The organism is Pseudomonas arsenicoxydans (assembly GCF_006438915.1).
GTDB classification, from domain to species: domain Bacteria; phylum Pseudomonadota; class Gammaproteobacteria; order Pseudomonadales; family Pseudomonadaceae; genus Aquipseudomonas; species Aquipseudomonas arsenicoxydans_A.
The window spans coordinates 297,321-310,197 of record NZ_RCZE01000002.1 but is presented as its reverse complement, the minus strand read 5'-3'; the positions used below and the strand labels follow the sequence as shown (position 1 = coordinate 310,197).

The 12,877-nt window shown below is 60.0% G+C and carries 7 protein-coding genes and 2 tRNA genes; 2 read left to right on the top strand and 7 right to left on the bottom strand.

Annotated features, from left to right (window positions below; all coding sequences use genetic code 11):
* Positions 1 to 33: 33 nt before the first annotated feature.
* Positions 34 to 1,935 (top strand): potassium transporter Kup, encoded by a 1,902-nt coding sequence (locus EAH78_RS04920; RefSeq protein ID WP_140666279.1) that lies wholly within the window; start codon positions 34 to 36, stop codon positions 1,933 to 1,935.
* Positions 1,936 to 2,393: 458 nt separating this feature from the next.
* Here the strand turns inward: EAH78_RS04920 and EAH78_RS04910 are convergent, their stop codons facing one another.
* The 4 genes from EAH78_RS04910 to EAH78_RS04895 all read right to left on the bottom strand — a co-directional run bounded on the left by EAH78_RS04910 (position 2,394) and on the right by EAH78_RS04895 (position 6,998).
* Positions 2,394 to 3,692 (bottom strand): virulence factor family protein, encoded by a 1,299-nt coding sequence (locus tag EAH78_RS04910; RefSeq protein ID WP_140666277.1) that lies wholly within the window; start codon positions 3,690 to 3,692, stop codon positions 2,394 to 2,396.
* Entirely contained in the window at positions 3,692 to 6,334 is a 2,643-nt protein-coding gene (gene mprF, locus EAH78_RS04905) for a bifunctional lysylphosphatidylglycerol flippase/synthetase MprF (protein WP_140666275.1), read from the bottom strand. Before mprF ends, EAH78_RS04910 begins: the two co-directional genes overlap by 1 nt.
* 278 nt (positions 6,335 to 6,612) lie before the next feature.
* A tRNA-Met gene (locus EAH78_RS04900) sits at positions 6,613 to 6,689 on the bottom strand.
* 232 nt (positions 6,690 to 6,921) lie between these two features.
* Positions 6,922 to 6,998 (bottom strand) — tRNA-Met (locus EAH78_RS04895).
* A gap of 300 nt (positions 6,999 to 7,298) precedes the next feature.
* On the opposite strand from EAH78_RS04895, the gene dinB reads away from it, so the two are divergent.
* A complete protein-coding gene (dinB, locus tag EAH78_RS04890) occupies positions 7,299 to 8,360 on the top strand; it encodes a DNA polymerase IV (protein ID WP_140666273.1) in 1,062 nt (353 codons plus the stop codon).
* A gap of 137 nt (positions 8,361 to 8,497) precedes the next feature.
* On the opposite strand, the gene EAH78_RS04885 is transcribed toward dinB, so the two are convergent.
* The 3 genes from EAH78_RS04885 to EAH78_RS04875 all read right to left on the bottom strand — a co-directional run bounded on the left by EAH78_RS04885 (position 8,498) and on the right by EAH78_RS04875 (position 12,874).
* Positions 8,498 to 9,451 carry a hypothetical protein gene (locus EAH78_RS04885; RefSeq protein WP_140666270.1) on the bottom strand — a complete coding sequence of 318 codons (954 nt, stop codon included), beginning with the start codon at positions 9,449 to 9,451 and terminating at the stop codon, positions 8,498 to 8,500.
* A gap of 17 nt (positions 9,452 to 9,468) precedes the next feature.
* Positions 9,469 to 11,184 carry a proline--tRNA ligase gene (locus tag EAH78_RS04880; RefSeq protein ID WP_140666268.1) on the bottom strand — a complete coding sequence of 572 codons (1,716 nt, stop codon included), beginning with the start codon at positions 11,182 to 11,184 and terminating at the stop codon, positions 9,469 to 9,471.
* Positions 11,185 to 11,314: 130 nt separating this feature from the next.
* Positions 11,315 to 12,874, bottom strand: a complete 1,560-nt coding sequence (locus EAH78_RS04875) for an AmpG family muropeptide MFS transporter (RefSeq protein WP_140666266.1) — start codon at positions 12,872 to 12,874, stop codon at positions 11,315 to 11,317.
* Positions 12,875 to 12,877 lie beyond the last annotated feature (3 nt).

Sequence of the window (12,877 nt, the reverse complement as noted above, 5' to 3'; positions counted from 1 at the left end):
AAAGAAGTCCGTTCTGGGTAGTAGGAGTGGTGGATGGGTCAGGCAAGTAGTCAGGCAGCGAGCGCCGGGCATTCGGCGGCGAAGCCGATCGGCATGCTGGTGGCGGCGGTCGGGGTGGTTTACGGCGATATCGGCACAAGCCCGCTGTACACCCTCAAAGAAGTGTTTTCCGGTGGCTACGGCGTGCCGGTCAACCATGACGGCGTGCTGGGAATACTGGCGCTGATCTTCTGGTCGCTGATCTGGGTCGTTTCGATCAAGTACATGATGTTCGTGCTGCGCGCCGACAACCAGGGCGAAGGCGGGATCATGGCCCTGACGGCACTGGCTCGTCGCGCAGCGTCGGGGTATCCCAAATTGCGAGGGTTGCTGGTGGTCTGCGGGCTGATCGGTGCGGCGCTGTTCTACGGCGACAGCATGATCACCCCGGCGATTTCCGTCCTGTCGGCCATTGAAGGTCTTGGCTTGGCGTTCGATGGCATCGACCATTGGGTCGTGCCGCTGTCGTTGGTCGTGCTGGTGGCGCTGTTCCTGATCCAGAGCCACGGCACGGCGCGGATCGGCATTCTGTTCGGGCCAATCATGGTCACCTGGTTTGTGGTGCTGGGCGCGCTGGGCGTCTACGGCATCCTGCAGCACCCGGAAGTGTTGCAGGCGATGAACCCGGTGTGGGGCGTGCGCTTCTTTGTCGCGCACCCTGGAATGGGTGTGACCATTCTTGGCGCGGTGGTGCTGGCATTGACCGGCGCGGAAGCGCTGTACGCCGACATGGGCCACTTCGGTCGCAAGCCGATTGCCCGCGCCTGGTTCATCCTCGTGTTGCCGGCGCTGGTGTTGAACTATTTCGGCCAAGGCGCGCTGCTGCTGGGCGACCCGGAAGCCGCGCGTAACCCGTTCTACCTGTTGGCGCCAAGCTGGGCGTTGATCCCGTTGGTGGGCTTGTCGACCCTGGCCACGGTGATCGCCTCGCAAGCGGTGATTTCCGGTGCGTTCTCCCTGACCCGTCAGGCGATCCAGCTCGGCTACATTCCGCGCATGCACATCCGCCACACCTCCAGCGCCGAACAAGGTCAGATTTATATCGGTGCAGTGAACTGGGCGCTGATGGTCGGCGTGATCCTGCTGGTGCTGGGCTTCGAATCCTCGGGTGCCTTAGCTTCGGCCTACGGCGTGGCGGTAACCGGCACGATGCTGATGACCACCATCCTGGTGTCGGCGGTGATGTTGCTGCTGTGGAAATGGCCACCGCTTCTCGCGGTGCCGGTATTGATCGGCTTCCTGCTGGTGGACGGCCTGTACTTCGCCGCCAACGTACCGAAAATCGTCCAGGGCGGGGCCTTCCCGGTGATCGCCGGTATTGCGCTGTTCGTGCTGATGACCACCTGGAAACGCGGCAAGCAACTGCTGGTCGAGCGTATGGACGAGGGTGGCTTGCCCCTGCCGATTTTCATCAGCAGTATCGCCGTGCAACCGCCGCATCGCGTGCAGGGCACCGCCGTGTTCCTGACCGCGCGCCCGGACGCCGTACCTCACGCGCTGTTGCACAACCTGCTGCATAACCAGGTGCTGCACGAGCAAGTGGTGCTGCTGACCGTGGTGTACGAAGACATCCCGCGCGTACCGCCGACCCGACGCTTCGAAGTCGATTCCTACGGCGAAGGGTTCTTCCGGGTGATCCTGCACTTTGGCTTCGTCGACGAACCGGACGTGCCACAAGCGCTGAAACTGTGTCACCTCGGTGACCTGGACTTCAGCCCGATGCGCACCACCTACTTCCTCAGCCGTGAGACGGTCATCGCCTCCAAGCTCGAAGGCATGGCCCGTTGGCGAGAGGGGTTGTTTGCGTTCATGTTGAAGAATGCCAATGGCAACTTGCGGTTCTTCAATCTGCCGTTGAACCGGGTGATTGAGCTGGGTACTCAGGTCGAGATGTAAGCGCCCTCAAAAAGCCCCCGTTGCCGTGAAGGTAGCGGGGGCTTTTTTGTGTCCGAACACATAATTTGAAGCCGACGGAGACTCAATGTGGGAGCGGGCTTGCTCGCGAAGGCGGTGTGTCAGTCTCTGTATGTATTGACTGATATACCGCCTTCGCGAGCAAGCCCGCTCCCACAGGGGATTTGCGGTGTTATTTGCTCTGGGGCAGTTCTTTTTCGGATTCGGTCTTTGTTCGGGCCGGTCTAGAGGTCAGGATCTATCGAACGGTATTGACTGCTCGATTTTTCCAATAACACTTGGACTTTCTAGCTTGATGAAGAGTCAAGACATTGAGGAAAATGGAGTCGGGGTCGAATTCGACATACCGTCTACTAGCTGAAAGCGCTTCACATCTGCACATGTAAAAAAGCCCCCGCAACCAAACAGCTGCGGGGGCTTTTTTGTGCGCGACGCTCAGATCACTCCTGCGCCGCCGCCTCTTCCTTGGCCTGTCGCTTGACGATGATGTCCACCAAACGCTGGGCCAGTGCCGGGTAGTTTTCGTCGAAGTGGTGGCCGCCAGGCAGTTTGACCGCTTCGCCCACGGCGGTCTTGTCGGTGCAGCCGCTTTCGTCGACTTCTTCTTCACCGTAGATGCACACCACTTTTTCCGCTGGCAACTTGGCCATTTCCGGGCCGGTGGCGGCTTCTTTGCCAGCGTTGCCGAGCCAGCCTTCGACTTCGATTTCGAAGCTGCCGGTGCGGGCGAAGGCCAACAGGATGATGGCGTCGACGCGTTGCTGTTCCGATTCGGCCAGGCGGTTGTAGATCGCCGGCAGTACGTCAGCGCCGAACGAGTAACCGGTCAGGATGAAGCGCTTGGTGCCCCATTTCTGCCGGTAGTGCTGCATCAGTTCGGCGAGGTCCAGGGCGCTTTGCTCCGGGCTCTTGTGCTGCCAGTAGTAGCGCAGGGTGTCGATGCCGACCACCGGGTAGCCGATCTTGGCCATCTCGCCCGCTACGTCGCGGTCAAGGTCACGCCAGCCGCCGTCGCCGGAGAGGAACAGGGTGACGGTGTCCTTGGCCTGGCCGGCCGGTACTTCAACAACAGGGATCTGCAGGCCACCGGCGGCTTTGTCGCCACCGACGAGGATTTTGCGCAGTTCGTTGTTCAGCACTTGCGGCAGGTTGATGTCGTAGTCGCTGATGCTGGTTTCGGCGTTGGGTTGATCGCGCACGAAGCCGGCGCTGGTGTCGTCCGGGTTGTCGTTCCACGCCACCAGCCAGTGGCCGTGAGCGGCGCTCTTCGGCAGCAGATGGGTGCAGCCCGGTTTTTCCAGGGCCAGGTCGACGGAAACGGCCTGAGCCTTGTCACTCTTCTGTTCGGACAGCCAGCGCCACGCCAGCACGGCGCCAGGGCCGATACCGCTGACCAGCGTCGCCGGGCCTTTGAGTTCTCTCAGGCCCGATTGCAGGGCGCGGCTTTGCAGGAGGCAGTCTTTGGGCAGGATAACCTGGACAATCTGCGCCGAACTGGAGCGGCTCAGGGTCATCAGCTGCTGGTCGCTGAGCTTCTGTTCTTCATTGACCGCCACCAGCACCTGCGCTTTCGGGGTGGTGCCGGGAATCACGCGGGTCATCGCGGCGCCATCGGCGGGCGTCAACAGTTCGAGCGTCGGAGCCGGTGCCGGGCGTTTCAGGTACCAGTAACCGCCACCGAGAATCAGGGCCAGCACTACCAGTGTGGCCAGTACGTACCGCAAGGAGCGTTGAATCATCAGCGTTTCACCAATCCAGTCAAGCCACCCGCAATCAGGGCAGCAGTATCGGCCAGGGCAACCAGCGGATCGAGTCCGGCGGGCACGGCCATATAACGGGGTTCCCAGTCAGGCTGGAACTTGTCTTTGAAGCGGCGCAAGCCTTGGAAGTTGTAGAGCTGCTCACCACGGCGGAAAACCATCGAGCCCAGACGCTGGGTCAGCGGTGCGCCACGACGGGGTTGCAACCCCGACAACGGCACCATGCCCAGGCTGAAGCGCGCGTATCCATGATTTTTATAATGTTGAATCAGGCCGACCATCATGAACTCCATGGTCAGTTTTGGCGCGTCCGGGTGCGCACGCATCAGGTCGAGGCTGGCCAGATCATGGCCATAAGTCTCGAGCAAGTTGGCGAACGCTACCGGGCGACCTTCGAAACGGATCACCGCAATGCGGAAGTGTTTGAGGTAATCATCGCTGAAACGGCCCAGCGAGAAGCCTTTCTCGCGCACGTTTTTGCCGGTCAGCCACGCATCGGAAATCACCTTGAGCTCGTCCATCGGCGCGTGGCCCGGCTCAAAGATCTCCAGCGACAAGCCATCGCGGGTGCCACGGTTCCAGGTGTAGCGCAGGTCTTTCATCTCTTTGCCCTTGGCTTCGAGATCAAAGCGATGCAGATCGACCCGGGCTTCTTCGCCGAGTTTGATCGCGGTCAGGCCGATGTCCATGTAGTACGGCAGGTTCTCGGCGCGCACCTGATAGAACACAGGGCGGGCGTGGTGGACGTCGCAGAGGTCGCGAAACTGCCAGATCATCTCGGCGCGTTGCTGCGTCGGGCCGATCGGGTCGTACAGCGCCACCAGGCTGCGCCCACGGCGGGCGTACATCAGAAACGCCTCGTCGTTAGGGTGGAACAGCAGCGCCTTGTCACCGGTCAGGGCGAGGCCGCCATCCGGTTGGGCGGAACTCATGAGGATCTTTACCGCGCGGTCCAGTTCATCCGGAGTCGGCAAGTGAATGACCGGGCGGGCGGTGCGCAGCAGCCACGTCAGGGACACCACGACCAGCAGCACGGCGGCGCCCAGCAGCGAGCGCAAGCCACGCGGTGCATCGGCGTCGAGGGTGAACTGCCACCAGAGTTGATGGCTGTAGGGAACGTCCTGATACGCAAACAGCAGCAACCAGATCGAGGCACCCAGCACGCACAGGCTGGACACCAGATACAGCGGCGAGAACGGCAGTTCGGTGAGGCGGCTCGGGCGATAGAACGAGCGACGGAACACCCCCAGCAAGCTGGCGATGAAGGTCATCAGGCAGGCTTCTTCCCAGTCAAACCCCTTGAGCAGGGAGAGCAGGGCGCCAACCAACAGCAAAATCGTGGTCAGCATCCAGGCCGCAGACAGCCGCCGACGCAAGCCTTGCGCGAGCAACAGGCACAGCACGCCCACCAGGCTGGCGCCGAAGTGCGAGGCATCGACCAGGCGATGCGGGATCAGGAAACCGATGTGTTCCAGGCGGGTATCGATTTCCGGAGTCACGCCGGAAAACAGCAGCACCACGCCGGACAGGAACACCAGAACCGCGAGAATCGGTGCGGCGAGGCCGGACGCTGCGCGCAGGGACTGACGCGACTGAAACAGTCGCTGGCCTTCGTTGATCAGCAGGAAGATGCAGGCCACCAACAAGGGCAACACCACATAAATCAGTCGATACAGCAGCAGGGCAGCAGCCAGTGGCGCCGCGCCGAGGGAATCGGCAAAGGCAGCCAGCAGGATCGCTTCGAATACGCCGACCCCGCCCGGCACGTGGCTGAGCACACCCGCGGCCAATGCCAGCAAGTACACCAGCAGGAAGGCGCCGAAAGGCGGAGCTTCTGGCAGCAACAGATAGAGCACGGTCGCCGCGGCGGCCACGTCCAGCGCGGTGATGATCAGTTGCAGGAAGGTCAGGCGACGACCGGGCAGGCGCAAGGTTCGACGGCCGACTTTGACCAGCAGGTTGTCCGGTGATGGTTGTTCAGGCAGGCGCCGGCGGTAGATGCCGATGGCCAGCACGCTGAACAGCAGCAGGACCGCTGCGGCAATCGCGCCGAGCAATGTCTCGGACAGACCCAGGGCGGTGGAGGCGGCCGGCAGGTTACTGAGGGTGGCCAGCGCGGCCAGCGGTGGCAGGGCGCAACCGAGCGACAGGCTGGCAAACAGCGTCATGTGGGCGACTTCTGAAGCACCCAGACCATGCCGTGCATATAAACGGTAGCGAACCGAGCCGCCCGAAAGCATCGAAAGGCCGATGGCGTTGCCGATGGCAAAGGCCGTGAAGCCTCCGAGCGCGAGGACTCGCGGCGCCAGCGTTACACCCGCATAGCGGCTGGCCGACCATTCGTAGCCCAGCAGAATGATGAAGCCGACGATAGTCGCGCCCAATGCGCCGAGCAGGGCCGGTTTCGGGACTTCCAGGATCGAGTCGTGCAAAGCGTACAGATCGAGTTCGCTCAGCAGGTGACGACAGGCAATCAGCGCGATCGCGAACAACAACAGCGTGACCGCCAGGCCAATGGGCTGACGGTATTTGCTGACCAGATCGAGCAGGTGCAAACGCCCGGCCTTGATCGGTTGTGTCGCTGTGACGGTGTCTTGTGGATCAGACGAGTTGGCGCGCATCAATCACCTCTTGGATTGTGCGCGACAGGATGGAGGTATCGAGCCAAGTTACCAATCCCTGTAGAAAAAAATAATCACGAATATTAACGCCTCTCACCGGTTTGCGGCGATGGCCGGTCCTGAGTCGTAGAGGGTGCTGCCTGAGTTCCAGCATAGTCTGAACTCGGCAATTTGATGATCCCCGACGCTTCACAACACTGTGACAGATCATTGTTGCGAAAGGACTTTTTCTGCAGATACAAAAAAGGCCACTCTTTCGAGTAGCCTTTTTTGATGTTTGGTTGCGGGAGCCGGATTTGAACCGACGACCTTCGGGTTATGAGCCCGACGAGCTACCAGACTGCTCCATCCCGCGTCTGTGTGGCGGCATTCTATAGAGTATCGCCTTGGTGTCAACCGTTAATCCAGATATGGGCCAAATAAGGGTAAATGAGTGGCGAACGGTAGTAGGGGAGAGCTAAGTTTCGGAATCAGAACGATTTCTCATTTCGGGCCCCAATTGTCTAAAGACTCCATTCCTTCGCTCGCACCTACAAAACAAGCGCGCACAAAAAAGGCCACTCTTTCGAGTAGCCTTTTTTGATGTTTGGTTGCGGGAGCCGGATTTGAACCGACGACCTTCGGGTTATGAGCCCGACGAGCTACCAGACTGCTCCATCCCGCGTCTGTGTGTTGGCATTCTACAGAGGATCGCAGGGGTGTCAACCGCCAATTATGGAAAAACCTGTTCCTGTTCAACCGCTTAGCTTGAAAATTGGGTCTGGATAACGGCTGAGAGGCACGTCCGGCAAGGCTTGCAGCTCTATTGGCTGCTCTCGGTCGATTGATAAAATAAATGCACGACGTACTTTCCTACGTGTGAAAAAGAACATTCAGACTACTGGTGCTATATACAGGTGCCAGTGAGATACTGCTTATCCGACACGCCAACACGCCCTTTCTTCGTCATGAACTGCGCTTTTATATGAATCAGCGAAAAATCATCCACGTCGATTGTGACTGCTTTTACGCCGCCATCGAGATGCGTGACGACCCGCGCCTGGCCGGAAAACCGTTAGCAGTGGGTGGTTCGGCGGATCGGCGGGGTGTGATTGCGACCTGTAACTATGAAGCGCGAGCCTATGGCGTGCGTTCGGCCATGTCTTCCGGGCATGCGTTGAAGCTGTGCCCGGACCTGACCATCGTCAAGCCGCGCATGGATGCCTATAGAGAGGCGTCGAAGGAAATTCACACGATCTTTCGCGATTACACCGACATGATCGAGCCGCTGTCCCTCGATGAGGCCTACCTCGATGTGTCGGACAGCGCGCATTTCGGTGGCAGCGCGACGCGTATCGCCCAGGACATCCGTCGGCGGGTGTCCAATCAATTGCATATCACCGTGTCGGCTGGCGTGGCGCCGAACAAGTTTCTGGCCAAAATCGCCAGTGACTGGAAAAAGCCCAACGGCTTGTTTGTCATCACGCCGGATCAAGTGGAAGACTTTGTCAGCGGTTTGCCGGTGAGCAAGTTGCACGGCGTGGGTAAGGTCACGGCCGATAAGCTGGGCAGGCTTGGCATCGTCGATTGCTCGCATTTACGTGAGTGGGACAAGTTGGCGCTGGTGCGCGAATTCGGCAGCTTTGGCGAACGACTCTGGAGCCTTGCTCGTGGGATCGATGACCGTTTGGTCCATAACGACAGTCGGCGGCAGTCAATCAGTGTTGAAAACACCTACGACGTCGACTTGCCTGACCTGGTGAGTTGCCTGGATAAATTGCCCGAGCTGCTGGAAACCCTGGCGGGTCGCATGGCGCGTATCGATAGCAGCTATCGGCCGGGCAAACCGTTCGTCAAAGTGAAATTCCATGACTTTACCCAGACCACGCTGGAGCAGGCCGGGGCAGGGCGGGATCTGGGGAGTTATCAGCTTTTACTGACCCAGGCGTTCAATCGCGGCGGGAAACCGGTGCGGTTGTTGGGGGTTGGGGTGCGGCTTGAGGATTTGCGGGGCGGGTTTGAGCAGATGGAGTTGTTTGAGCGGTAGTGGCAGGTTTTGATGTCTCGGTGAATGTCAGGCCGCCTTCGCGAGCAAGCCCGCTCCCACATTTGATCGGGTTCATCCAGATGGAATGCGATTAAATGTGGGAGCGGGCTTGCTCGCGAAGCTTTTGACTTTTGCTTTTAGTTCGGTCCCGGATCCGCGACCAAACGCCCGGCATCCTTGGTCAACGACTTGAGGAATTCAGCCTGCAACTCAGGATCATTGCGCGTTAGTTCGATCAGGCTTTGTTCCAGTTCGCTGGCTTCTTCTTCCAGACCCAAATCCGACAGACGCTTGACCCGGTGTACCCACTGGTTCACTTCGTCGTCTTCGAGGTCGTCGTAAATCAGCCCGTGGGCTTCGAGCAGCTTGCCGCGCAAAGAACTGCTGATCGCCAGGGACGAGTCTGTATGTACATCATCCTGGCCATCTTCGACACTGATCAACAGGCGGCTCAAATGATTGATGTCATGTTCGGCGAACGGGCTGTCCAGCAGATTCAGGCGCAGAACACCGTTTTTGTCGGTGCTCAGCTCGAACGTTTCCTTGCCAGCCTTGACCTCTACCGGGCGCTCGCTCCAGGGCAGGCTCGAGTATTCGGTGCGTTTGTCGCGCTGAACCTCGTCAATACCGGCCAGGTTTTGCTGCGCGCGACCGTGGGATTGCACGTTCATGAACGGGTTGAGCCCGGCAAAACCGTAGCTCAGCCAATCCTTGGTCACGCTGTCTGGCAGGTTGCCGAGGGCAAACACGTTGACCACGTTCGCGCCGACACCGGCCACGACGGCCACGGCGCCCAGCGGGATCTCATAGACCTCCCGCCAAGGTTGGTAGGGCGTGTAGCGATCGTAGTGGCGCGTGACTTCGAATTCGGTGACTTCGAAGGTCTTCTGCTCGTGGATTTTCACCCGACGTTGCGGCAGATCAAGCACCTTGGGCTCGCCGACATCGATCTGCAGGCTGTGATCGAGCAATTTGCGCTCGACTCGTTCCTCGTGCTCGCTGCGTTGCGACATGTGATTGGCGCAGCCGCTGACCAGCAGGGTGCCGCACAGGGCGGCGCCACCGAGGCCTAAGGTGTTTCGCTTGAACATGACTTCTCTATCTGGTGTCAGCGGCGGATACGGGCCTGGAGGAAAGACAGCACGTCAGCGACCGGCAGCGCTTGCGCTTCAGGTTCGGTGCGGCTCTTGTATTCCAGATTGCCTTCGGCAAGGCCGCGGTCACTGACCACGATCCGGTGAGGAATGCCGATCAGCTCCATGTCCGCGAACTTGATGCCCGGGCTGGTTTTCTTGTCGCGGTCGTCCAGCAGGACTTCGAAGCCGGCGGCAGTCAGTTCTGCGTACAGCTTGTCGGTCGCTTCGCGAACCTGCTCGTTATCGTAGCGCAGCGGTACCAGGGCAATCTGGAACGGCGCCAGTGTGTCGCTCCAGATGATCCCGTTGGCGTCGTTGTTCTGCTCGATGGCCGCAGCCACCACGCGGGAAACGCCGATGCCGTAGCAACCCATTTCCAGGGTGACCGGCTTGCCGTTGTCGCCCAGCACCTCGCACTTCATCGCCTTGCTGTACTTGTTGCCCAACTGGAAGATATGCCCGACTTCGATGCCGCGCTTGATTTCCAGGGTGCCCTTGCCATCCGGGCTTGGGTCACCGGCGACCACGTTACGCAGGTCGGCAACGGTCGGAACCGGCAGATCACGCTCCCAGTTCACACCGAAGTAGTGCTTGTCGTCGATGTTGGCACCGATGCCGAAGTCGCTCATCAGCTCGACCGAACGGTCGATGATGATCGGCAGGGGCAGGTTCAGCGGGCCGAGAGAACCGGCGCCGGCGCCAATGGCGTCGCGCAGTTCGCTTTCGGACGCCATCACCAGCGGGCTGGCAACGCCAGGCTGGTTGGCGGCCTTGATTTCGTTCAGCTCGTGGTCGCCACGGATGATCAGGGCAATCAGCTTGCCTGCTTCTTCAGCGTGAACCACGAGGGTCTTGATGGTTTTTTCGATCGGCAGATTGAATTTTTCCACCAGTGCGGCAATGGTCTTGGTGTCAGGCGTATCGACCAGACGCAATTCTTCGGCCGGTGCCGGGCGCGACGTTTCGCGCGGCACGGCTTCGGCTTTCTCGATGTTCGCCGCGTAGTCGGAACCGTTGCTGAAGACGATGTCGTCTTCGCCGGATTCGGCCAGTACGTGGAACTCGTGGGAACCGGCACCGCCGATGGAGCCGTTGTCGGCTTCTACAGGGCGGAATTTCAGGCCCAGACGGGTGAACACGTTGCAGTACGCCTGGTGCATGCGGTCGTAGGTGACCTGCAGCGAAGGCTGGTCTGCGTGGAACGAGTAGGCGTCCTTCATGATGAATTCACGGCCGCGCATCAAGCCGAAGCGTGGGCGGATTTCATCACGGAATTTGGTCTGGATCTGGTACAGGTTGATTGGCAGCTGTTTGTAGCTGCTCAACTCGTTGCGCATCAGATCGGTGATGACTTCTTCGTGGGTCGGGCCGGCGCAGAAATCGCGACCGTGACGATCCTTGAAGCGCAGCAATTCAGGGCCATATTCTTCCCAGCGACCGGATTCCTGCCACAGCTCAGCCGGTTGTGTGCTCGGCATCAACACTTCAAGAGAGCCCGCGGCGTTCATTTCTTCACGAACGACGGCTTCGACCTTGCGCATGACTCGCAAGCCCATCGGCAGCCAGGTGTAGAGGCCCGAGGCAAGTTTGCGGATCATGCCGGCGCGCAGCATCAGCTGATGGCTGATCACGACCGCGTCGGAAGGCGTTTCTTTCTGTGTGGCGAGCAAAAATTGACTGGTGCGCATGGTTGGCCGTTGTCGGTTGCTGATGACGAGAAATGACGGAGCATTGTACGGGCGAGATCCGCTGGCGTACAGGCGTGCGGTCGGTGGTGTGGCAGTAGGGCGGGATTCACACCGCCCTTTGCGATGCTTCCTACGATTCTTCCACGATCTGGGTCGGCACCGGTTCCGGCTTCGGCGTCGGACCGGCGCGACGGCTCTCCTGGAACCAGTGCAGGGCGATCAATAGCAGTGTCGGAACGCCGAGCAGGGCGGTGATCAGGAAGAAATTGTGATAGCCGAACTTCTCGACCATAACCCCCGAATAGCCACCGATCAGCCGTGGCAACAGCAGCATGATCGAACTGAGCAAGGCGTACTGGGTGGCGGAGAACTTGAGGTTGGTCAAGCTCGACAAGTAAGCGACGAACGCTGATGTCGCCAGGCCAGAACTGAAGTTGTCCAGGGAAATGGTCAGGATCAGCATGTCCAGGTTGGCGCCCATGTCGGCGAGCATCAGGAACAGCAGATTGGTGCCGGCCGACGCGATGCCGCCGATCAGCAGGATCGGCAGAATGCCGAAGCGCACAATCAGCAAGCCGCCCATGCCTGCGCCGACCAGAGTCATGATCAGGCCGAAAATCTTGCTGACACCGGCAATCTGATCCTTGGTGAAACCCTGGTCGATATAGAACACGTTGGCCATGACGCCCATGACCGTATCGGACATCCGGTAGGTGGCGATCAAGCCCAGCAGCAGGAACGCTTGCCAGCGATACCGCGTAATGAAGTCGTTGACCGGTGTCAGCACCGGCGCCAGGCCGCGGCGGCCCATGGTCGACAGGCACAGGGCGGTGAGCGTGGTGTAGAGGATCGCCCGCAGCAGCGCCCGGTCTTCGAGGACCAGATCGAGCAGGCTTACGCCGCCGAACAGCACGCTGGAAAAGTCAGTGTTATAGAGCTGGGTGAACATGGCAGGTACAGACACCAGCAGCACGATCAGCACAAACACCGATGCCAGTTGATGCACAAAGCTGTAGCGGCCGGCCTGAAGCTGGGTGCGCAGTGGCACGGGTGGTTCGCGCATGAATATCGAGGTGAGCAGCGCCGGGATCATCAAGGCGCCGAACAGCACGTAGGTGCCGGCCCAGGCCGAATGCTGATAGTTGAAACCGGTGGAGCCAAAGCCCTCGGCGAAGAACAGTGCGCCGGCGGTCGCCAGCAACGCGGCGATCCGATAACCGGACATATAGCTGGCGGCGAGGGCAGCCTGGCGACTGTCTTCGGCAATTTCCAGGCGATAGGCGTCTACCGCGATGTCTTGCGTCGCCGAAGCGAAGGCAACGACCACCGCAATAGCAATCAACCAGGACAAATGTTTTTGTGGGTCGCAAAAACCCATGCCGATCAGGCCGAGGATCACCAGCGATTGCGAAAGCACCAGCCACGAGCGTCGTCGCCCCAGCTTGCCGAGAAATGGCAGGCGCCATTGGTCCAGCAACGGGGACCACACCCATTTAAAGGCGTAGGCCAAGCCGATCAGGCTTGCATAACCGATGGTTTCGCGGGCTACACCGGCCTCGCGAAGCCAGACGGAAAGCGTTGAAAACACCAGCATGTAGGGGAGGCCGGCGGCGAAACCAAGCAACAACAACACGAGCGTCGAGGGGCTGGCATAGGCGGCGAGCGCGGCGCGCCAGGTTTTACGGGGCATGGG

Coding starts and splice junctions, on each gene's coding strand:
- EAH78_RS04875 (WP_140666266.1), bottom strand. CDS start 12,874: ATGCCCCGTAAAACCTGGCGCGCCGCGCTCGCCGCCTATGCCAGCCCC.
- EAH78_RS04910 (WP_140666277.1), bottom strand. CDS start 3,692: ATGATTCAACGCTCCTTGCGGTACGTACTGGCCACACTGGTAGTGCTG.
- mprF (WP_140666275.1), bottom strand. CDS start 6,334: ATGCGCGCCAACTCGTCTGATCCACAAGACACCGTCACAGCGACACAA.
- EAH78_RS04885 (WP_140666270.1), bottom strand. CDS start 9,451: ATGTTCAAGCGAAACACCTTAGGCCTCGGTGGCGCCGCCCTGTGCGGC.
- EAH78_RS04920 (WP_140666279.1), top strand. CDS start 34: ATGGGTCAGGCAAGTAGTCAGGCAGCGAGCGCCGGGCATTCGGCGGCG.
- dinB (WP_140666273.1), top strand. CDS start 7,299: ATGAATCAGCGAAAAATCATCCACGTCGATTGTGACTGCTTTTACGCC.
- EAH78_RS04880 (WP_140666268.1), bottom strand. CDS start 11,184: ATGCGCACCAGTCAATTTTTGCTCGCCACACAGAAAGAAACGCCTTCC.